The sequence below is a fragment of the Aeromonas sp. MTB genome, from assembly GCF_056632455.1.
The window spans coordinates 2,901,920-2,921,871 of sequence record NZ_CP147026.1 but is presented as its reverse complement, the minus strand read 5'-3'; the positions used below and the strand labels follow the sequence as shown (position 1 = coordinate 2,921,871).

Below are 19,952 nucleotides of genomic sequence, written 5' to 3'. Positions count from 1 at the left end.
ATAAGAGATGTCAGGCCTTGATACCGTAGGAGCGGGTGCCAGAGCGAGTGTTGCCCCTGGCGTCATAGGTCAGGCTGTTGCGATCGCGCAGCTGACTCAGAAAGGTTGCCAGACGACGGTTTGAGACGATGCTCAATTCAAGCAATCGACCGTTGATATCATTTTGTGCCTGGCAGGCATCCAGTTTTGCACGAAGCTGCGCCATCTGGTCGGGATAGGCTGCCAGCTGCAGTGCCAGTTCAGGCATCTCTGCCAGTGTCTTGTCCAGAGTTTCTATCGCAGCAAGCAACTGCTGTTTGCGCTCGGTCAGTGCGGGCAGGGCCAGTGCCTGATGCTGTTCGAGCAAGCTGAACTCCTCTTCCAGAATGCCTTGCATCTGGCTGAGGTAGTCATCTTGGGTGTGCAGTAACGAAGGTAAATCCATCATCCCAGAACTTTGTCCAGATTGGCCTCGAAACTGAACATCTTCTTGGCCACAGCGTCGCTGTTAACCTGATATTCGCCACTCGCGACGGCTTTTTTCAGCCGTTCGACCTTGCTCTCATTGCCGGTTGAGGCGGTATTGAGGTTTTGTTGCATCTTTTGCAATTGTTGCGCCTCACTGGTCAAGGAGACGGAGTCCAGCTTGACAGTAGCCGCTTTGTTTTCGGGCGATGAGGTGACTGACTTGCTGCCTGTCCCCTGGCTATTAGCGGTATTTTGCAACCGATTATTCGCCAAGTTGTTGATATTGTTGATGGCCATTTTAGTTACCTTCGTCTGCTTTAAGGTTTGCTTACCTGTTTATCGGTGCGGCAGATCAAAACTTTAGAAAAAAGTTGTCAAGGATCCGGATTTAAAAAGTGACCGATACGGCACCTACTGCACTGACTTTACCCTCAACGGTTTTGCCGGAGCGAATATTGACGAGTTTGATGATCTCTCCGAAGCTGCCATCTTGCAAGGCTCGGGCCATGGTTTTGATCTGGAAGTTGCTGTTTTCTGCCGTCAGGGTGACCTGATCCCCTTTGCACACTACACAAACCTGGCTCAAACGGATGGGTTGCCCGGGTTTTATCTCCCGCTTGCTGCGTACTCCGATAAGAGGGGTTGTGTCAGTCAGGTAGTCGCCGCGGATCAGGGTCTGATCCTGATAGGCCAACACCAGCTGGCTTTCACTCAGCAGGTCCCCCTTGGCGATGGGGTTGGTCACAGTGACATAGGGCTTTTGAATGCTGACCCGCACCGGGAGATAGACGTCCCAGGGTTTGTCTTCCTCACACTTAAGGTAAACTGTTGTATTACGGCGAATTTCCATTTTTGCTGGTAAGCTGATAGTGAGCAGATCTTCGCAGCGGGTCAGTGGGAGCCGTTCATCCAGCGTGGCAGAGGTGACCTCGGCTCTGGCATCCAACGGAATATCCAGCTGGCTGTAAACGAACTCTTGTGCCTTTTCTTGCAGGTAAGTAGTGACGTCCGAGGCGTAGCTGGAAGATATGCTGCCAAAAAAGAGGCTGATGAGTAAAAGTCGGTTAATCATTTTCGCTCGTTGGTCGATAAGTTGTTCACGCATATCACCATATTTAACTATGATTGCTTCAGAATCTGTTCGTTGTCACATCGATAGTCTGACGCAATCCATCACGCATGCATGATTAATGCCAAGCGTTTTTAGGGAGTGTTTATGGCCAGTATCCTGGACTCGGTCAACCAACGTACCCAGCTAGTGGGGCAAAACCGGCTGGAGTTGTTGTTGTTTCGTCTCAATGGACGTCAAAGATTTGGCATCAACGTATTCAAAGTGCGTGAAGTGTTGCAGTGTCCCCCCTTGACCGTGATGCCAAAATTGAACTCCTGCATTCGCGGAGTGGCTCATATTCGTGGCCAGACGATCTCGGTTATCGACCTCAGCATGGCGGTTGGCAAACGCCCGATTGATGATCTGAGCAAATGCTTCATTATCATCTCCGAGTACAACCGCTCTATTCAGGGTTTTCTGGTGCATTCGGTCGAGCGCATCATCAACATGAACTGGGAATCCATCCTGCCTCCGCCTAAAGGTGCGGGTCGCATCAACTACATGACTGCCGTGACTGAAGTCGACGGCGAGTTGGTCGAAATTCTTGATGTTGAGCGGATATTGAACGAAATTTCTCCGGTTGCAACGGATGTTAGTGAGGAGTTGGTTCAGGCCAGCGTCGACCACCCGACTTTGGGGCGTCCTGTTCTTGTTGCGGATGACTCCTCAGTGGCACGCAAACAGGTACAACGTGCGCTTGAGGCTATCGGTGTCGAGTGCGTGTTGGCAAAAGATGGCCGCGAAGCATTGAACATGCTGCTGGAAATGACCAAAAATGGTCCTATCAAGGATCAGGTTGCGCTGGTTATTTCGGATATCGAAATGCCGGAAATGGATGGCTATACCTTCACTGCCGAGATCCGGAATAATCCCAATCTCAAGGATTTGCATGTTATTCTGCATACCTCGCTCAGTGGAGTATTCAACCAGGCAATGGTGCAGAAAGTTGGTGCGAACAATTTTATCGCCAAGTTCCAGCCTGATGAATTGGCCAAGGCCGTACAAAACGCACTCTAATAAAGAAGAACAGCTGCATGAAGACACTTTCGGACGACTTATACAAACAGTTCAGCAACTTTCTGGCGGTACAGAGCGGAATTGTGCTGGGGGATAACAAACAGTATCTGGTGAAGAGCCGTCTTTCACCTTTGATGGCTCAGTTTGGCATCGAGAGTCTGTCTGATCTGGTTACCCGTGCAATGAGTGTGCGAGAGCGTGACCTGAAAATGGCCGTGGTGGATGCCATGACGACCAACGAGACCCTCTGGTTTCGTGATACCTATCCGTTTCAGCTTCTTACTGACAAGATTTTCCCCGAGTTGGGGAAAAGTGGCCGCCCCATCAAGATCTGGTCGGCTGCATCCTCGTCAGGTCAGGAGCCCTATTCCATTGCCATGACGGCACTGGAGCAGCAGATGAAAAAGCCGGGGACCTTGCCTGGTGGCGTGCAGATTGTCGGGACGGATATTTCGACGACCATGCTCAATCAGTGTAAGGAAGGCGTTTACGATAGCCTTGCTCTGGCGCGCGGTTTGTCACCGGAGCGCAAGAAGATGTTTTTTGAGCCCTACGGTGACAACAAGATGCGGGTCGCTGAGCGAGTCAGAAAATTGACCACCTTCCGGCCACTCAACTTGTTGGAGAGTTATAGTCTGCTCGGCAAGTTTGACATTATCTTTTGCCGTAACGTGCTCATCTATTTTGCGCCGGAAGTGAAGTCGAAGATCCTCAACCAGTTTGCTGCCAGTCTCAATCCCGGTGGATATCTGATGCTGGGCGCGTCGGAGTCACTGGCCGGGTTAACCGATCGGTTCGAGATGATCCGCTGCAATCCGGGGATTGTCTACAAGGTCAAATAGGCCTGATGGCCTTGATATTCGGGGTCTGCCGAATATTGCTAGTCCATGCAAAGAGGGAAGCTACGAGCTTCCCTCTTTCTTAATCTACAGCTCAGTCTTTCTATTTACCTACCATATCTCGCCACTGCAAAAGTGGTTGCAACCTTAAGGTGGCCAAATGATGCCGTCTGACTCAAGGCACGAGATGCTCCTGCCGTTTTCGGTCTGAAATGTGCTCATACCCAAACCATCGAACTGAGTGATTTGCTTATGGCACACCTCTTGCAGGCAAAATAAACCAAGCAGGAGGTGTGCTATGGCTCTTTCATTTGACAAGGCATTCGGTGTGCATCAACACACCATAAGCGTTCGCGCCAAGCGTGCTGAGGTGCTTTCCAGCAATATTGCCAACGCAGATACCCCGGGCTTCAAAGCCAGGGATATCAATTTTGCTCAGGCATTGCAGGAGGCCCAGTCGCATCAGGGGTTTGGTTTGGCAACGACCAGCGAAAAGCACTTTGCCTTGAATATGGACGCCCCGGGTACCGTGCAATATCGCAACCCGCTGCAACCGGATACCGGTGACGGCAATACAGTCGATGTGCAGCAGGAGCGCAGCGAATTTCTGCGCAATAGCCTCGAGTATCAAACCTCCCTTGAATTTATGAATAGCAAGATCAGTGGCCTGCTCAAGGCCCTGAAAGGAGAGCAGTGATGAGTTTGTTCAAGGTCTTTGACATAGCAGGCTCGGCTATGAGCGCACAGTCAGTGCGCCTCAACACGGTTGCCAGCAACATGGCCAACGCGGACAGCGTCAGCTCCAGTGTGGAAAATACTTACCACGCTAGGCGGCCAGTCTTTGCCGCCCAGCTCGATCAGGCGATGTCTGACAAGCAAGGCTCAGTTGGGGTTGAGGTGAAGGGGATTGTCGAGAGCAAAGCGCCACTGCTTAAAGAGTACAACCCCAACCACCCGATGGCGGACAAAGACGGTTTTATCTTCAAACCAAACGTCAATATGGTTGAAGAGATGGCCGACATGATCAACGCCTCGCGCAGCTACCAGACCAACGTACAGGTTGCAGATTCGGCCAAAAAGATGCTGCAGCAGACGCTCCAGCTTGGCAAGTCCTGATAGGAGGGATGCAGCATGGTCGATACAACCAACAGTGCTAACGGTATAAGCCGTACCACGACCCAGGCGACAGGCACCACCACGACGCCCAAGAAAGAGCTGGATCAGGCTTCCTTTCTAAAGCTGCTGACCATGCAGCTGTCGTATCAGGATCCTTTCAAGCCTGTTGATAACGCCCAGATGCTCTCCCAGATGGCATCCATGTCGACATCTGAGGGGATCAGCAGTTTGTCCACTCAGATGGGTAAGCTTAATGACCAGATGATCTCCAGTCAGGCGCTGCAAGCCTCCGCATTGGTGGGACAAAATGTGCTGTTGCAGAGCAATACCGGCTATCTGGATAAGGAGGGCTCTCTCCCCGGTGTTGTGGCTGTGGGAACGACGAATAAATATTCGAGCGTCAAGGTCACCATCGAAGATGAAAAAGGCCAGGTTATCAAGGAATTCTCTCTCGAAGGGGAGCAGCGAGGCAACGTTGAAGTTGCCTGGGATGGCACAGACAAAGATGGAAAGCGGGTCAAGTCAGGTAAATATGTGATTAAGGCAAGCGGTACTCTGGATGGCAAATCCGAAAGTATTGCTGCTTATGCTTACGGCAAGGTGGATAGTGTGGCGCTGGGCAATGCGAGCAATCCGACAATGCTTAACGTGAAAGGCTTGGGTAGCACGCTGTTGAGTAGCATCTTGCAAATTTCAGGAACTAATTCAAACCAGACGGTTACACCGTCAAAAACCACGTCGACAGCATCGATCTAAGGAGCTGGATATGTCATTTAACAATGCCTTGAGCGGTGTCAACGCGGCACAAAAAGACTTGAACGTCACCGCCAACAACATTGCCAACGTTAACACCATGGGCTTTAAAGAGTCCCGTGCCGAGTTTGCGGATGTCTACGCCAACTCCATTTTTGTCAATGCCAAGACCCAGGTCGGTAACGGTGTGGCGACAGGTGCGGTTGCTCAGCAGTTCCACCAAGGGGCGCTGCAATTTACCAATAACGCACTGGATCTGGCTATTCAGGGTAACGGCTTCTTTGTGACCTCTGACGGTCTGACCAATCTGGATCGCACCTACACCCGTGCCGGTGCCTTCAAGCTCAATGAAAACAGCTATATGGTCAACAATCAGGGCCATTATCTGCAAGGTTACGAAATCAACGCCGATGGCACGCCTAAGGCGGTAAGTATCAATGCGACCAAGCCGATTCAGATACCTGACAAGGCCGGTGAACCAATCAAGACAACTAAGATTGACGCCAGTTTCAACCTGCCATCGACAGCGGCGCCCCTGCCCGCAGGTAATGCGGTGGGTGATGCCTCTACTTTTGACCCCAAAGATTCGAAAACATATTCCTCTTCAACTTCTGTGGTGATTTATGACTCACTGGGTGAGCCGCATACCATCACGCAATATTTTGTCAAAGAGGCTGACCCGGCAGATCTGACCAAACCCGCCAATCCTACTGCTTGGCGTATGTACCTCTACCAAGGTGATAAGCCTATTGATATTGTCGGTGGTGTCACACCCACTATGGCGACTGGTTTGAGTCAGGCGCCTGCTGGCGCAAGAGTTACCTTCGGGGCTGATGGCAAGATGATTACCCCGACTACACCGGCGACCATCAAGACAGAGCAATTGGGAGCCGCGCCCCCGACAGGCGCTGGCATTATCACCAATGGTGCAGATCCCACTCAGCAGGTGGATATCAACTTCGGAACGGTGACCCAGTATGCTTCACCGTTTGAAGTCAACAAGTTGACTCAGGATGGCTCCACTGTCGGTCGTTTGACCAAGGTGGAGATCACTCCGGATGGCATCGTGTCCGCGACTTACAGTAACGCAACCACCATCAAGGTGGCCATGGTGGCAATGGCCAAGTTTGCCAACTCGCAAGGATTGACTCAGGTTGGCGATACCTCCTGGCGACAGTCTCTGCTCTCTGGCGATGCCTTGCCGGGGACGCCCAATTCGGGCACTTTCGGGACCATCAAATCATCGGCGCTGGAGCAGTCCAACGTGGATTTGACCTCGGAGCTGGTTGACCTGATCACTGCCCAGCGTAACTTCCAGGCCAACTCCCGTTCTCTGGAGGTCAACAGTTCGCTGCAGCAGACCATCCTGCAGATCCGTTAATTGTGCAATACATGATAATGAGAGGGGGCTTGGCCCCCTCTCTGTTTCTGTCGCATTCCCATCCTCCTTACCCCCATATTTCTGCTGTTGGCACTCTAATTGCATTTCTCCTGTCAGAGTCATCTGTTTGACGGAGAATTCCATGGATCACCTGCTTTATATCGCCATGTCCGGGGCCAAAGAGACCATGAACAGCCTGGCTGTTCGGGGCAACAACCTCGCCAATGCCAATACCACCGGCTTCAAGTCCGATTTTGAGCAGGCCAGAAGCATGCAGGCGTTCGGAGAGGGCTTGCCAAGCCGGGTGTTTGCCATGGCTGAGCGCCCGGGTCAGAACCTGCAGCATGGCATGCTGATGACCACCGGACGGGATCTGGACGTGGCGGTGGATGGTCCTGGCTGGATTGCCGTGCAGGATCCCAAGGGCGGTGAGGCCTATACCCGCATGGGGAATTTGCAGGTCAATGCGACCGGCAACTTGCAGACCTCGACCGGACTGAATGTGGTGGATGACGGTGGTCAGCCAATCGTGTTGCCGATGCCGATGGAGAAACTGGAGATCAATCGGGATGGCACCATCAGCGGTCGTCCTGAGGGGGCTGCCGCCAACTTGCCGGAAGATTTTCAGCGGATCAAGTTGGTCAACCCAGCCGCCGATGCTGTGGAGAAGGGGCAAGATGGTCTGTTTCGCCGCAAAGATGGCCAGAATGAACCCGCCTCTGCCAATGTCGGCCTGATTGCCGGCTCCCTTGAGGGGAGCAACGTCAATGTGGTGGATGAGATGACTAACCTGATCCGGCTGCAACGCCAGTTCGAAACTCAGGTCAAAATCATGAAGACGGCCGAAGAGAATGATGAAGCTCAAACCCAACTGCTGCGAATCAGCTAATCAAGGAGTTACCTATGAATCCCGCACTCTGGATCAGCAAGACCGGGTTGGATGCACAGCAGACCAATATTTCGGTCACTTCGAACAACCTGGCGAACGCCAGCACCGTGGGCTTCAAAAAGTCACGGGCCATCTTTGAAGATCTGCTGTATCAAAACATCAACCAGCCCGGTGGCCGCTCCTCTGCCGATACCGAGCTCCCCTCCGGCTTGATGCTGGGGGCGGGTGCCAAGGTGGTGGCGACCCAGAAAAACCACAGTCAGGGTAACGTACAAACCACTGACAACTCCCTCGATTTGATGATCAGTGGTCGTGGCTACTTTGAAATTCAGCTGCCGGATGGCAGTGCAGCCTATACCCGTAACGGTCAGTTCACCCTCAACGATGAAGGGACCATAGTGACCCCGGGTAATGGCTACCCACTGCAACCGGAAATCCAGATCCCGGAAAACGCCCAGAGCGTTACGGTGGGTGAAGATGGCCAGGTCTCGGTGCAGCTCAAGGGCGATGGCGCTTCTCAGGTCGTCGGTCAGATCAACATCTCCGACTTCGTCAATGCCAGCGGCTTGCAGCCGATGGGGGAGAACATGTTTGTCGAGACCCAATCCAGTGGTGCTGCCGCCCAGGGGACTGCCGGTGCCGATGGCTTGGGGGTGATCAAACAGGGGATGCTGGAGACTTCCAACGTCAACGTGACCGAAGAGCTGGTGAACCTCATTCAGGCTCAGCGGGTCTACGAGATGAACTCCAAGGTGCTCTCTGCCGTTGACGGCATGATGTCCTTCCTGATCCAGCGTACCTAATTAGGAGGTGCATGATGAAAGCCGTATGGATGCTGGGATTGCTGGTGCTGGGAGGGTGTAGCAGCACTCCCAATACGCCCAAGCCTGATGATCCCGAGTTTTCCCCCGTCTACGGGGAGTCGGAGCCGGTTTCGGTGCGGCCGACAGGGGCTATTTTCCAGCCGGATCAGGTCAATGGCATCTATTCGGATATCAAGGCGCACAAGGTAGGCGACATCATTACCATCGAGTTGTCGGAGTCGACCTCCGCCTCGAAAAAGGCCAATACCCAGAGTGGCAAGGACAATAAATTCAATCTGGATCCGGTCAAGCTGGGTGGCGTGCCAGTCACCGCCAGTCCATATGATCTTTCGGCTTCCATTGGTCAGAACAGCGCGTTCAAGGGGCAGGCCAAAGCGGACCAGAGCAACAGCCTGCAGGGCAATATTTCGGTCAGCGTGGCCAAGGTGCTGCCCAACGGCAATCTGGTGGTGCGCGGCGAGAAGTGGATCATGCTCAACAATGGCAATGAATATATCCGGATCACCGGCCTTATTCGCCCGGAGGATGTGACGTCTGACAACAGCGTTTCGTCCCAGAAAGTGGCCAATGCCCGCATTTACTACGGTGGTACCGGCGATCTGGCCAATAGCCAGGAGCAAGGGTGGCTTACCAGCTTTTTCAATGGTCCCTGGTGGCCGCTCTAGGAGATGTTATGAAGTCACTCCGTCTTGTCACTCTGCTTTGCTGTCTGCTGCCCTTGGGTGTGGCCAATGCGGCCCGGATCAAGGACATCAGCTCGGTTGAAGGGGTGCGTAACAACCAGCTGATTGGTTACGGTCTGGTGGTGGGGTTGCCCGGTACTGGCGAGAAGAACAACGCCTTCACCGAGCAGACCTTCCGTACCATGCTCAACAACTTTGGCATCAAGGTGCCGGACAACATCAAGCCCAAGATCAAGGATGTGGCGCCGGTGGCGATCCATGCCGACCTGCCCCCCTTCTCCAAGCCGGGCCAGACCATCGACGTGACGGTCTCTGCCATTGGCGAGGCCAAGAGCCTGCGGGGCGGCACTCTGCTGCAGAGCTTCCTGAAAGGGCTCGATGGGCGGGTCTATGCAGTCGCGCAGGGCAGTCTGGTGGTTGGTGGTCTGGGGGCCGAGGGGGCTGATGGTTCCAAGGTAGTGATCAATACCCCGACCGTCGGGCGGATTGCCAACGGTGCGACCGTGGAGCGGGAGGTGCCCAACTCCTTCAGTCAGGGTGACACCATCACTTTCAACCTTAACCGACCCGACTTTACTACGGCGCGCCGTCTGGCCGATGTGGTCAACGATCTGGTGGGGCCCAATACCGCTCAGGCGCTCGATGCCACCTCGGTCAAGGTCTATGCCCCGCGGGATCCGGGTCAGCGCGTCTCCTATCTCGCCACCATCGAGAACCTGGAGGTGGATCCGGCCAATGAGGCGGCCAAGATCATCGTCAACTCCCGCACCGGCACCATAGTGATCGGCAGTCAGGTCAAGCTCAAACCGGCGGCCATCAGCCACGGCGGGTTGACGGTGACCATCGCCGAAAACCAGCAGGTCTCCCAGCCCAACCCGCTGGCGGGAGGAGAGACGACGGTGACCAACAACTCGACCATCAATGTCCAGCAGGAGCCGGGGCGAATGTTCAAGTTTGATACCGGTGCGACCCTGGACGATCTGGTCCGGGCGGTCAATCAGGTCGGGGTCGCCCCCGGTGATTTGATGGCCATCCTTGAGGCGCTGCAGCAGGCAGGCGCCATCGAGGGGCAACTGGTCATATTGTAACAAGCGGCAAGTGGTTGCCACGGGTGGCAATGAGGTAAGCAAAATGGCGGAGTTTGACAGCAACAGCGGCATGAATCTCGGGATGGTACAGGACATCAAGAACCTGGACCGTCTGCGCCAGATGAGCCAAAGCAAAGAGGGACAGGCCGAAGCGCTCAAGAGTGCGTCACGCCAGTTCGAGTCAATCTTTACCCAGATGCTGTTTCAGAGCATGCGTCAGGCCAACGGGGTGTTGACTCAGGACAACCCGATGAACAGCAGCTATACCCAGTTCTATGAAGGGATGCTGGATGAGCAGCGAGTTGCCGACATGTCCAGCAAGGGGGGGCTGGGATTGGCTGACATGGTGGCCAAGCAGCTCTCTCCCGAGACCTTTACCCATCAGGATGGACGGGTGCTCAAGATGCCGCAGCGCACCGAACGGACCTACAAACCCTATCAGCCACCCACGGCGGCTGCCGATGATTTGATCGCGGCATCAAAAGTTGGCAAAGATTTTGCTGAAAAAGAGATGACCGAGGGGGTCAAGGAGAGCCACGCACTCACTATGCCCCGTCGACCGCACCGCAGCATTCCGCCCATGGGACGCATGGCCAGCGAAGAGGGCAGTGCCACCGGTAGTGGGGGCAAAGAGTTCGATACACCGGAAGAGTTTGTTAATCGCCTGATGCCGCTGGCCAAGAAAGCGGCCGACAAGCTGGGGTTAAGCCCGGCGGTACTGGTCGCTCAGGCGGCACTGGAGAGCGGTTGGGGCAAGCGGGTGATCAAGGATGGCGAGGGGCAGGTGACCCATAACCTGTTTGGCATCAAGGCCGATCCGCGCTGGGAAGGGCCCAAGGCGGTGGTCAGCACGCTCGAGTATGAGCAAGGCGTCGCCTCCCGCCAGAAAGCGGCATTTCGCTCCTATGAGTCGTTTGAAGAGAGCTTCAACGACTATGTGGACTTCCTCACTTCCGGCTCTCGCTACAAGGGAGCCCTGGCGAAGGTGGATAGTCCCGATCGCTACTTTGAGGCGCTGCAACAGGCGGGTTATGCCACCGACCCGCACTACGCCAGAAAATTGAAACAGGTATTGCGCAGTGACGCCATTGCCCAATACAACGAGATGGAGCTGTAACGTATGGCAAGCGACCTGCTTGGGATTGGTTCATCGGGCGTGCTGGCACAGCAACGCCTGCTGCAGACCACCAGTAACAACATAGTGAACGTCAATAGCCAGGGCTATGTGCGTGAGCGTACGCTGGTGTATACCAATACCATCGGTCTGGGGACCGGTGACATCAAGACCCAGCGGGTAATCAACGACTATATGCAGGGGGAGGTGCGCCGTGATACCTCCGCCTATCATGCCTCCCTGACCCATTATGAACAGCTGGCTGGCGTTGACAGCTTGCTTGGGGATACCAGCAACAGCGTGGGGGCGGCCATCACCTCCTACTTCAAGTCATTTCACTCAGCCAATGAATCGCCTGCCGAGATCGGTGGGCGCAAGGTGGTGATGACGGAGTTGAGTGGCATGGTCAACCGTTTTCATACCCTCTCGGCGCAGCTCGACAAGCAGAGCGATACCCTCAACACCCGCATTGAAGATGAAACCAAGCAGGTCAACAGCCTGCTCACCAGCATCAATGATCTTAATCAGGCCATCATCCGCACCCAGGGGTCACCCGAAGAGAACCTGATGCTGTTTGATCAACGGGATGAGGCGATCCGCCAGCTGTCGGAGAAGATGGATATTCGCACCGTAGCCCAACCCAACGGCAGCATGCTGGTCAATATGAGCACCGGCCATTCGCTGATCCTCGATGGGGGCGTCGCCCAGTTCAAGGTGATTGCAGGAGATCCTGACTCCCGGGATCAGGAGCTGCAACTGACTTTGGGGGATAATCAGGCAACCATCGACCACGATACGTTTGGTGGCGCCATGGGGGGGCTGTTCAAGGCCCGCACCGACCTTGAGCCGACCAAGCGCGAACTGGGGCAGCTGGCCGTGGCGATGGCCGATGCGATGAACCAGCAGAACCGCCTCGGGATGGATCTGGATAACGAGATTGGCGGCGATATTTTCACCCTGCCTACCAGCAAGGGCTTACCCTACGGCAATAACACGGGGACGGTCGGGGCGAATGTCAGCTTCGTGCCGGGCAAGGGGACATCAGTGACCCCGTTTGATTACGAAGTGCAATTTAGCAGCGCTACCGGTTATGAGGTGTTCTCGCTCGACAAGTCTGGCAATCGTACCTCTGTGAGCACGGGGACCATGCCGCCAGCGACCTTTGAGCTGCCCGGACACGGGATCTCGATCGATCTCACCGGTACGCCGGCTGCGGGTGACAAACTGTTGCTGCAAGCCACCAAAAGTGCGGCCGCCGGTCTGGGTCAGCTGATCACCCGACCGGAAGATTTGGCCCTGGCCTCTCCGCTTAAAGCGGAAAAGACCACTAATAATGGCGGCGGGGCAGATATCAAACTGGGTGGCGTATTCAATACAGGTGCAGGGTCAGGTTTTGGTACCAATAGTCTGAGCCCGACAGCGCCCCAGGTGGTCAAAATTGATGGCAGTGGTAACTATCAGGTGTTTCAAGCCGATGGTACTACCTTGATTGGCACTGCCCCTGCGAGCAGCAAAGGGCAAAACCTGATGTCTGCGATCGTCAACCCTTTTCCCGCCGGAGCCGCAGTCTATGCCAACCCGAAACAGGCCCCCGGCTACGAGTTCAGCATCACCGGCACGGTGGATGCCGGTGACAGCTTCAAGCTCAGTTACAACAGCAATGGCTTTGCCGATAACAGCAATGGCCTGGTTCTGGCCGAGCTGCAAAACAAGGATCTGGTGCGCAAGAGCACCAATGGTGGGACGACCAACGACAAGATGACCTTCAATCAGGCCTATTCCGGGTTGGTGATGGAAGTGGGTAACAATACCAGTCAGGCAAAAACGCTGCTCAAGGCCAATGAGTCCAAGCTTATCCAGAGCACCGGCATCTTTGAAAGCGTGTCTGGGGTCAATCTGGAGGAGGAGGCGGCCAATCTGATCCGCTTCCAGCAATCCTATGCGGCATCGGCGCAAATCGTCAGCACGGCCAAAACCATTTTCGATACACTGCTCTCTTCCGTGAGGTAACGTCATGCGCATCACCACCAACATGATCTACGACCGGAATTTATATTCCCTCAACAGTGCCAACGAGCGGTTGAATACTGCCTATCAACAACTGCAAACCGGCAATAAATTTCAGACAGCTGGAGAAGATCCCGCAGGGATGAGTCAGAAGATGGCTCTGACCAAGGAGATTGACCTGTTCAAGCAGTACAGTGTCAATGGCAGCTTGCTGGAAAACAGCCTGGGGCATGAAGAGACAGTATTGGATTCTCTTAATACGGCGATGCTCAGTGCCCAGACCCTGATCCAGAAGTCAAATAATGGCGCTATCAGCATGGATGATCGCAAGGCCATCGCCAGCGAGCTTGAAGGGTTGCAGCAGCAGATGTTCGACCTGATGAATAGCAAAAACTCATCGGGTGAATTTATATTTGGTGGCAATCAGAGCAAGACCCAGCCATATATAAAAGACGTCAACGGAAAATATATTTATCAGGGTGATCCAGGTCAGCGAAATATTCAGGTCTCACCCACAGTACAAATCGCTGCCAATGATTCTGGGCAGGATCTGTTTGAAATCGTGGCGACCAGAAGAACCGCCAGTGCAACCACCGCAAATATCAAGGTCGGGATAGGCGATCAGGGTAACTTTGATAATTTCTATAAGTCCAATTATAACTCGGCACTGCCCAGCAACACTTATACCGTATCAACCACCATAGGTCCGCCTGATACCTATGATATCAAGGATGCCGGTGGCAATACGTTGCAAACGGGTAACTACACTGCTGGCACCAAGATCCCCTTTAATGGTCTGGAGTTGACCCTTGATTTGCCTGCAGGTGGTGCGGCTCAGCAGTTTGATCTTAATCCACCGAAGAATGACAACATATTGAATGGTATGTCGGACTTTATTACGGCTCTGCGAGATCCGGCTATTTCTGCCGAGACCTTCGAGCAGAAAATAGCCGATGCCACCGTTCATATGAAAAATGCCCGCCTGAATATCGATCATGGGTTGGGTGAGTTGGGCGGCCGGATGAACAGTCTGGAACAGGCTATGGGCTCCAATGAGGGATTGAGTACCCTCAACGCCGAGGCGAGAGCCAAGGTGTCGGAAGCGGATCTCTATGAAGTGATTTCCGCGCTGTCAAAAGAGGATGCGGCATTGAGTGCCTCGCAACTCTCTTTCAGCAAAATAAGCCGTCTGACACTGTTTGACTATATTCGCTAATTAGAGAGGGGCCCTTTGGGGCCTTTTCTTTTGTCCAGACTATGAAAATTGGTTCCGTGTCATCTCCTGCCAATTGTAACAAGCTGTTGCCGTTGCCAATTTAATGGTGGTTGCGGGGTTGACCTCCCAGTGGGATTGGATAATCATGCCGCCCGCACAACAGAGGGTTGTGCGAATTATTTGCAGCATCTCGTTAGGCGAGGCTCCTGTATAAACACAGGCCACTGATCTCACGACGTCCAGAGACGCCCAAGATCAGGACAGTTTTCATCGGATTAAGGTGTAAACCCAAGTGGCTTCCGGCATGCCGGATACGTTATACAGTGCTAAAGCTGGTACGTGGGGATGATGACACGCCGAACGGCGTCATTTCCTGCCTATTACTCGTCAATCAAATTGCTGTTTTCTTGTCGTTGCCTCCGGCTATTTCTGGAGGCATTCAGGCTCGCCTGAAATCACATGAGGATATCTGTGATGAAGAAAACACATACCATTCTTAACCGTCACCAACTGCTCGATCTGGCCGCCCTGCAGGGTTGGCTGGAACATAATCTGGATCCGGTTCAGCGCGCCGATCAACTGCTGACCCTGCGTCCGGAAGAGCTCAACTGCATCTTTGATACCCTACCAATCCCGCAAGGGGCCGAACTGCTTGGTTCACTCTCGGCCGAGAGTGCCGGGCGACTGTTGCAACGGTTGCATGGCAGCATCGTCAGCGTGTTGCAGGAGGCCATTCCCCGCCGTGATATGGTCGCCATCCTGCGCAAACTGGGTCGTCAGGATCGCACCATGTTGCTGGCTCGCTTCCCGACCCAGGCGCAGGCCATGTATTACTCCCTGCTGGATTGGCCCACCGAGTCAGTGGGTGCCAACATGCGCCACGAATATCTGGCGGTGCGGGAGGAGGACACGGTCGGTCACGCCAAACAGCTGATCCACGATGCCTGGGACAATGCCCAACTGTTTCGCCATATCTATGTGGTCAACGGGGATGGTCGTCTGCAAGGAAGCCTCTCCCTCAAGACCTTGCTGATCGCTGACCCGCTGGCCAACGTCGCGACCCTGATGGATCGGGAGACGGTGCGGATCAACGCCCGTGCGGATCAGGAGTTGGCAGCGCGCCTGCTGATCGACCGCGACCTGTCGGTATTGCCTGTCGAGGATCAGGGGCGACTGGTCGGTATTTTCCACGTCGATGATGCGGCGGATATTCTGGAGCTCGAATCTACCGAGGATGCCGAGATGCAAGGTGGCTCCTCGCCACTCGATACCCCTTACTTGCAGGCGACGCCCTGGCAGCTGTGGCGCAAACGGGTGGGCTGGCTGCTTATCCTGTTTGTGGCGGAAGCTTACACCGGCACCGTGTTGCGGGCATTCGAGGAGCAGCTGGAAGCGGCCATTGCGCTGGCCTTCTTTATTCCGCTCCTGATCGGTACTGGCGGTAACAGCGGCACCCAGATCACCACAACCATAGTACGTGCCATGGCGGTCGGGGAGGTGAGCCTGCGCAATCTCGGCACAGTGCTGAAAAAGGAGCTCTCCACCGGTCTGCTCATCTCGGGTGCCATTGCCATGGCAGCCTGGGTACGGGCATGGAGTCTCGGCGTCGGTCCCCAGATTGGCATGGTGGTGACCTTTACCATCATCGCCATCGTGCTCTGGAGTGCCACGGTCGCATCCATTATTCCCATGGTGCTGCGTCGTTTCCGCATCGATCCAGCGGTGGTCTCTGCGCCATTCATCGCGACACTGGTGGATGGCACCGGCCTTATCATCTACTTCGAGATGGCCAAGTGGTTGTTGCCCGAGTTGCAGTAACCGGGAGATTGAGATGCAAAAGGCAGCCAGTGGGCTGCCTTTTTCATTTATCTTTCCGGTTTAGCCGAGCTGGAACAACAGTGGCCAGCCCTGCTCCTGGCAATAACGATGCTCCTTCTCCAGATTCTGCATCAGGAGACGGTTCTCCTCGCACCAGTCGATCGGCAGGGTCACGACCAACTGATCCCCTTGTACCGCGACTTTCCACTCGGGCAGCAGGTTGTCCTGGCGCTTGTGGTGAGCGGCGACTGCGAGGCGCAGGATGCGGATGCAGCGCAGCACCGTCTGCATGTCGTGGTTGGGCAGGGGAGGCAGCTCGGAGAGCTTGAGCCCCTTGCGCTGAAAGCGTACCAGCGCTGCCAGCAGGGCCTGATCGTCCTGGTTGAAGCCGGGCAGGTCGGTGTGTTGCAGGATATAGGCTGAGTGGCGATGAATGCCGCTGTAGTTGATGGCAAGGCCAATTTCGTGAAGCCGGGCCGCCCAGCCGAGGATAGCTCGATAGGGCTCTATTTCCATCTGCCAGGGCTCTTGCAAGGCATCAAACAGGGTCAGCACGCTCTGCTCCACACGGGCTGCCTGTTTTTTGTCCATCCGGTAGTGGGTACCGAGCGCCTGTGCGGTACGCTCGCGAATATCGTGGTGCTGCAAGCGCTCCTCGAACTCATACAGCAATCCTTCGCGCAGGGCGCCATCGGAGTAGTCGAGCCGCTCGATGGGCAGCGAGGTAAACAGCCCGAGCAGGATGGCGACCGCAGCGGCAAACACCTCCTGACGCTCCTCGGTAAGCCCGACCAGTTTGAGGTTATCCACTCGCTTGCGCTCAATCATCAGCGCCTTGAGCCGCTCCAGCCCCTCCAGCGTGATGCTGCCATCGGTCAGCCCCTCACCTTGCAGCACATCGCGCACGGTGCGAATCGAACCTGAGCTGCCAAGGCAGCTCTGCCAGCCCAGCTTGCGGTACTGGTTGACGATGGGGGCGAGCTGGTGCTGCGCCTCCAGCACGGCATTGGTGAAGTGCTTGTCGCTCAGCTTGCCGCTGGCGAAGAAGCTCTGGGTAAAGCTGACGCAGCCCATCTTACGACTGGTGAGGGCCTTGTGTTCAAACCCTTCACCGATGATGAGTTCGGTGCTGCCGCCGCCGATATCGATCACCAGTACCTGACCCTCGATATGCTGGGTATGGGCAACCCCCTGATAGATGAGCCGTGCTTCTTCCTGCCCGCTTATGATCTCGATGGGGTGGTTGAGCACCTTGGCTGCTTCACTCACAAATTCGCGGGCGTTGCTGGCGCGGCGCAGGGTATAGGTACCTGCGATGCGGATCTGATCCGGCTTGATATTGGTGAGGCGCTCGGCAAACAGCGACAGGCAGGCGAGGCCGCGTTCCATCGCCTCCGGGCTCATCCGTTTCTGCTCATCCATCCCTTCCGCCAGCCGCACTCGCTCCTTGATGCGATCGACGATGCGAAAACGCCCTTCGCTCAGATGGGCGATCACCATATGAAAACTGTTGGAGCCGAGATCCACGGCGGCATAGAGACTATTGTCCATTGTTTGACTCGATACGTTTGAGATAGTCGTAAATCGCCACCTGAGAGCGGATCTTGCGGCGGTTGCCCCGCTTCACATATTCGTTCTGCTGGTCGGCATCAATGACCCGCGCCTTGCAGGTATCACTCAGTTGTAGTTCGAGAATGTCCATGATGCGCTGCTTGAGGCGCTCGTCATAAATGGGGGTGCCCACCTCGATCCGGCCGTCGATATTGCGGCTCATCCAGTCGGCGCTTGAGATATAGAGCTGGGGGTTGCCCTTGTTGTGGAACACCATCACCCGCGGATGCTCGAGGAAGCGGTCGATGATGCTGATCACCTTGATATTGTCACTGAGGCCCGGCACACCTGGACGCAGGGCGCACATGCCACGGATGATCATCTGGATCGGCACCCCGGCCTGCCCGGCGGCATAGAGCCGGTTGATGAGATCCTTGTCCACCAGATTGTTGATCTTGAGGATGATGCCGCTCGGCTGGCCCGCCTTGGCGTTGGAGAGCTCGTTGTCGATGAGACGATAGAGCTGACGGCGGCTGTTGATGGGGGAGACCAGCAGGTGGTTGAATTTGTAACGCTTATAGGGGTACTCGATGTATTCAAATACCCCTTCCACTTCGGCGGTGATATCCGGATTGCGGGTGAGCAGCGAGAAGTCGGTGTAGATCTTGGCGGTCTTCTCGTTGAAGTTGCCGGTACCGATATGGGCGTAGCGCACCGCCTCGCCATTTTCGTGGCGGGTGATGAGGCAGAGCTTGGAGTGGATCTTGAGGCTCGGCACCCCGAACACCACCTTGACCCCGGCATCGGTGAGAATATTGGCCCAGTCGATGTTGGCCGCTTCGTCGAAACGGGCGCGCAGCTCGACCACCACGGTCACCTTCTTGCCGTTGTTGGCGGCATCGATGAGGGAGTGGATGATCCGCGATTTTTTGGCCACCCGGTAGATATTGATGCGAATGGCGCTCACCGCCGGATCGAACGCCGCCTGGCGCACCAACTCGGTGAAGTGGTGGAACTTGTGATACGGGTAGTAGAGCAGGATATCCTGCTTGGTAATCGCATCGAAGGCGTTGACGAAGCCGTCAAAATCGCGGCAATCGAGGGCCGGCAGCTTGGGGTTTTCCAGATAGTCACGACCCACGTTGGGGAAGCCGATGAAATCCTTGAAGTTATGGTAACGCCCACCCGGCATGATGGCATCGTAGGAGCTGATCTGCAGCTTGAGCTTGAGGAAGCTAATCATGGCAGCGGGCATCTCCCGCTCGTAGACGAAGCGCACCGGCATGGCGGTGAGGCGCTGCTTCAAGCCGTCACTCATCTTGTCCACCAGGCTCAAGTCCAGCTGGTCGGAGAGATCGTATTCGGCATCCCGGGTCAGCTTCACCGCATAGGCGGCAATCTCGTCGTAGTCGAAGAAGCCCTTGAAGATCTCGTCGAGGCAGAAGCGGATGACGTTATCCAGAATGATGATCTGCTTCTTGCGGCGGGTCCCTTCCGGCGGCAGCTGGAAGAAGCGGGGCAGGTCGTCGGTCGGCACTTCCACCAGGGCGTACTGGATCACCTGACCGTTCTTCTTCATCTCGATGGCCAGATAGGTATACTCATCCTTGAGGAATTTGACCGGATTGACCTCCTTGTTGAGCAGGATCGGGATGATGTGACGCAGCACCTTCTCCTTGAAGAAGACCCGCAGCCACTTCTGAATGGCATCGGAGAGCTGATTCTCGTTGACCAGAAAGATGTTGTGGCGGGCCAGCGCAATCAACAGCTCTTTATAGGTGTTGTCGAACGCTTCACCGAGCGCCATCACTTTTTGCTGGATGGCGCGCAGCAGCACTTTCGCTTCATCGTCGCCACCATGTACTTCATTGATGAGGATGCGACGCTTGACGTCCGATACCCGTACCTTGAAGAACTCATCCTGGTTGGAGGAGAAGATCCCCAGAAAACGAACCCGCTCGATGAGGGGCACCGTCTTGTCCATTGCCTCTTGCAACACCCGTTCATTGAATGAGAGCCAGCTCAGCTCTTTCTCTTCATACTGCTTGTCGGTGCTCATCTTGTGCCTCTGTTTCAGGTCGCGTCTGCGCGGCAGTTA

19 protein-coding genes and 1 riboswitch are annotated in these 19,952 nt (G+C 55.1%); of the genes, 14 read left to right on the top strand and 5 right to left on the bottom strand.

Features of this window, described 5'->3' with window-relative positions:
- Positions 1 to 10: 10 nt before the first annotated feature.
- The 3 genes from WBR25_RS13390 to flgA all read right to left on the bottom strand — a co-directional run bounded on the left by WBR25_RS13390 (position 11) and on the right by flgA (position 1,519).
- A complete protein-coding gene (locus WBR25_RS13390; protein ID WP_041202678.1) occupies positions 11 to 427 on the bottom strand; it encodes a flagella synthesis protein FlgN in 417 nt (138 codons plus the stop codon).
- The gene (flgM, locus tag WBR25_RS13385; RefSeq protein ID WP_005334177.1) at positions 424 to 744 is read right to left on the bottom strand and encodes a flagellar biosynthesis anti-sigma factor FlgM; all 321 of its coding nucleotides are present in this window, start codon (positions 742 to 744) and stop codon (positions 424 to 426) included. Before flgM ends, WBR25_RS13390 begins: the two co-directional genes overlap by 4 nt.
- Positions 745 to 835: 91 nt before the next feature.
- Entirely contained in the window at positions 836 to 1,519 is a 684-nt protein-coding gene (gene flgA, locus WBR25_RS13380) for a flagellar basal body P-ring formation chaperone FlgA (RefSeq protein WP_236316707.1), read from the bottom strand.
- A 144-nt stretch (positions 1,520 to 1,663) separates the two neighbouring features.
- On the opposite strand from flgA, the gene WBR25_RS13375 reads away from it, so the two are divergent.
- The 14 genes from WBR25_RS13375 to mgtE all read left to right on the top strand — a co-directional run bounded on the left by WBR25_RS13375 (position 1,664) and on the right by mgtE (position 16,303).
- Positions 1,664 to 2,575 carry a chemotaxis protein CheV gene (locus WBR25_RS13375; protein WP_005334174.1) on the top strand — a complete coding sequence of 304 codons (912 nt, stop codon included), beginning with the start codon at positions 1,664 to 1,666 and terminating at the stop codon, positions 2,573 to 2,575.
- A gap of 17 nt (positions 2,576 to 2,592) precedes the next feature.
- Positions 2,593 to 3,417, top strand: coding sequence for a CheR family methyltransferase (locus tag WBR25_RS13370; protein WP_005350656.1), 825 nt, complete (start codon positions 2,593 to 2,595; stop codon positions 3,415 to 3,417).
- A 295-nt stretch (positions 3,418 to 3,712) separates the two neighbouring features.
- A complete protein-coding gene (flgB, locus tag WBR25_RS13365; protein ID WP_005334169.1) occupies positions 3,713 to 4,111 on the top strand; it encodes a flagellar basal body rod protein FlgB in 399 nt (132 codons plus the stop codon).
- Positions 4,111 to 4,530, top strand: a complete 420-nt coding sequence (flgC, locus tag WBR25_RS13360; protein ID WP_005350658.1) for a flagellar basal body rod protein FlgC — start codon at positions 4,111 to 4,113, stop codon at positions 4,528 to 4,530. Before flgB ends, flgC begins: the two co-directional genes overlap by 1 nt.
- A 15-nt stretch (positions 4,531 to 4,545) precedes the next feature.
- On the top strand, positions 4,546 to 5,286 hold the full coding sequence (locus WBR25_RS13355) for a flagellar hook assembly protein FlgD (RefSeq protein ID WP_110302906.1): 741 nt from the start codon (positions 4,546 to 4,548) through the stop codon (positions 5,284 to 5,286).
- Between the two features lie 10 nt (positions 5,287 to 5,296).
- The gene (gene flgE / locus WBR25_RS13350) at positions 5,297 to 6,664 is read left to right on the top strand and encodes a flagellar hook protein FlgE (protein WP_129504306.1); all 1,368 of its coding nucleotides are present in this window, start codon (positions 5,297 to 5,299) and stop codon (positions 6,662 to 6,664) included.
- A 142-nt stretch (positions 6,665 to 6,806) separates the two neighbouring features.
- A complete protein-coding gene (gene flgF, locus WBR25_RS13345) occupies positions 6,807 to 7,553 on the top strand; it encodes a flagellar basal-body rod protein FlgF (RefSeq protein WP_005334159.1) in 747 nt (248 codons plus the stop codon).
- A 14-nt stretch (positions 7,554 to 7,567) separates the two neighbouring features.
- Positions 7,568 to 8,356: a flagellar basal-body rod protein FlgG gene (gene flgG, locus WBR25_RS13340; protein WP_005334158.1), complete on the top strand. Its 789-nt coding sequence runs from the start codon at positions 7,568 to 7,570 to the stop codon at positions 8,354 to 8,356.
- 14 nt (positions 8,357 to 8,370) lie between these two features.
- Positions 8,371 to 9,042: a flagellar basal body L-ring protein FlgH gene (gene flgH, locus WBR25_RS13335; protein WP_005334152.1), complete on the top strand. Its 672-nt coding sequence runs from the start codon at positions 8,371 to 8,373 to the stop codon at positions 9,040 to 9,042.
- 8 nt (positions 9,043 to 9,050) lie between these two features.
- On the top strand, positions 9,051 to 10,148 hold the full coding sequence (locus WBR25_RS13330) for a flagellar basal body P-ring protein FlgI (RefSeq protein ID WP_005350664.1): 1,098 nt from the start codon (positions 9,051 to 9,053) through the stop codon (positions 10,146 to 10,148).
- 43 nt (positions 10,149 to 10,191) lie between these two features.
- Positions 10,192 to 11,265 carry a flagellar assembly peptidoglycan hydrolase FlgJ gene (gene flgJ / locus WBR25_RS13325; RefSeq protein WP_335843090.1) on the top strand — a complete coding sequence of 358 codons (1,074 nt, stop codon included), beginning with the start codon at positions 10,192 to 10,194 and terminating at the stop codon, positions 11,263 to 11,265.
- A gap of 3 nt (positions 11,266 to 11,268) precedes the next feature.
- Entirely contained in the window at positions 11,269 to 13,272 is a 2,004-nt protein-coding gene (flgK, locus tag WBR25_RS13320; RefSeq protein WP_129504304.1) for a flagellar hook-associated protein FlgK, read from the top strand.
- A gap of 4 nt (positions 13,273 to 13,276) precedes the next feature.
- A complete protein-coding gene (flgL, locus tag WBR25_RS13315) occupies positions 13,277 to 14,485 on the top strand; it encodes a flagellar hook-associated protein FlgL (RefSeq protein WP_076492068.1) in 1,209 nt (402 codons plus the stop codon).
- 182 nt (positions 14,486 to 14,667) lie between these two features.
- Positions 14,668 to 14,837, top strand: a riboswitch (M-box (ykoK) riboswitch).
- 122 nt (positions 14,838 to 14,959) lie between these two features.
- Positions 14,960 to 16,303 carry a magnesium transporter gene (gene mgtE / locus WBR25_RS13310; RefSeq protein WP_267528530.1) on the top strand — a complete coding sequence of 448 codons (1,344 nt, stop codon included), beginning with the start codon at positions 14,960 to 14,962 and terminating at the stop codon, positions 16,301 to 16,303.
- Positions 16,304 to 16,363: 60 nt separating this feature from the next.
- Here mgtE and ppx read toward each other — a convergent pair whose 3' ends face one another.
- Both ppx and ppk1 read right to left on the bottom strand, forming a co-directional pair.
- Complete coding sequence (gene ppx, locus WBR25_RS13305) at positions 16,364 to 17,854, bottom strand: exopolyphosphatase (RefSeq protein ID WP_421348735.1); 1,491 nt, start codon at positions 17,852 to 17,854, stop codon at positions 16,364 to 16,366.
- A complete protein-coding gene (gene ppk1, locus WBR25_RS13300) occupies positions 17,844 to 19,913 on the bottom strand; it encodes a polyphosphate kinase 1 (RefSeq protein WP_005350671.1) in 2,070 nt (689 codons plus the stop codon). The genes ppx and ppk1 overlap by 11 nt, the downstream gene beginning before the upstream one ends.
- Positions 19,914 to 19,952: the final 39 nt, after the last annotated feature.

What these genes read in the sequence shown, in the direction of transcription:
- flgG (WP_005334158.1), top strand. Translation starts at nt 7,568, where the DNA reads ATGAATCCCGCACTCTGGATCAGCAAGACCGGGTTGGATGCACAGCAG.
- flgB (WP_005334169.1), top strand. Translation starts at nt 3,713, where the DNA reads ATGGCTCTTTCATTTGACAAGGCATTCGGTGTGCATCAACACACCATA.
- WBR25_RS13375 (WP_005334174.1), top strand. Translation starts at nt 1,664, where the DNA reads ATGGCCAGTATCCTGGACTCGGTCAACCAACGTACCCAGCTAGTGGGG.
- flgF (WP_005334159.1), top strand. Translation starts at nt 6,807, where the DNA reads ATGGATCACCTGCTTTATATCGCCATGTCCGGGGCCAAAGAGACCATG.
- WBR25_RS13370 (WP_005350656.1), top strand. Translation starts at nt 2,593, where the DNA reads ATGAAGACACTTTCGGACGACTTATACAAACAGTTCAGCAACTTTCTG.
- flgK (WP_129504304.1), top strand. Translation starts at nt 11,269, where the DNA reads ATGGCAAGCGACCTGCTTGGGATTGGTTCATCGGGCGTGCTGGCACAG.
- WBR25_RS13355 (WP_110302906.1), top strand. Translation starts at nt 4,546, where the DNA reads ATGGTCGATACAACCAACAGTGCTAACGGTATAAGCCGTACCACGACC.
- ppk1 (WP_005350671.1), bottom strand. Translation starts at nt 19,913, where the DNA reads ATGAGCACCGACAAGCAGTATGAAGAGAAAGAGCTGAGCTGGCTCTCA.
- flgA (WP_236316707.1), bottom strand. Translation starts at nt 1,519, where the DNA reads ATGATTAACCGACTTTTACTCATCAGCCTCTTTTTTGGCAGCATATCT.
- flgM (WP_005334177.1), bottom strand. Translation starts at nt 744, where the DNA reads ATGGCCATCAACAATATCAACAACTTGGCGAATAATCGGTTGCAAAAT.
- flgJ (WP_335843090.1), top strand. Translation starts at nt 10,192, where the DNA reads ATGGCGGAGTTTGACAGCAACAGCGGCATGAATCTCGGGATGGTACAG.
- flgH (WP_005334152.1), top strand. Translation starts at nt 8,371, where the DNA reads ATGAAAGCCGTATGGATGCTGGGATTGCTGGTGCTGGGAGGGTGTAGC.
- WBR25_RS13390 (WP_041202678.1), bottom strand. Translation starts at nt 427, where the DNA reads ATGATGGATTTACCTTCGTTACTGCACACCCAAGATGACTACCTCAGC.
- ppx (WP_421348735.1), bottom strand. Translation starts at nt 17,854, where the DNA reads ATGGACAATAGTCTCTATGCCGCCGTGGATCTCGGCTCCAACAGTTTT.
- flgC (WP_005350658.1), top strand. Translation starts at nt 4,111, where the DNA reads ATGAGTTTGTTCAAGGTCTTTGACATAGCAGGCTCGGCTATGAGCGCA.
- flgE (WP_129504306.1), top strand. Translation starts at nt 5,297, where the DNA reads ATGTCATTTAACAATGCCTTGAGCGGTGTCAACGCGGCACAAAAAGAC.
- flgL (WP_076492068.1), top strand. Translation starts at nt 13,277, where the DNA reads ATGCGCATCACCACCAACATGATCTACGACCGGAATTTATATTCCCTC.
- WBR25_RS13330 (WP_005350664.1), top strand. Translation starts at nt 9,051, where the DNA reads ATGAAGTCACTCCGTCTTGTCACTCTGCTTTGCTGTCTGCTGCCCTTG.
- mgtE (WP_267528530.1), top strand. Translation starts at nt 14,960, where the DNA reads ATGAAGAAAACACATACCATTCTTAACCGTCACCAACTGCTCGATCTG.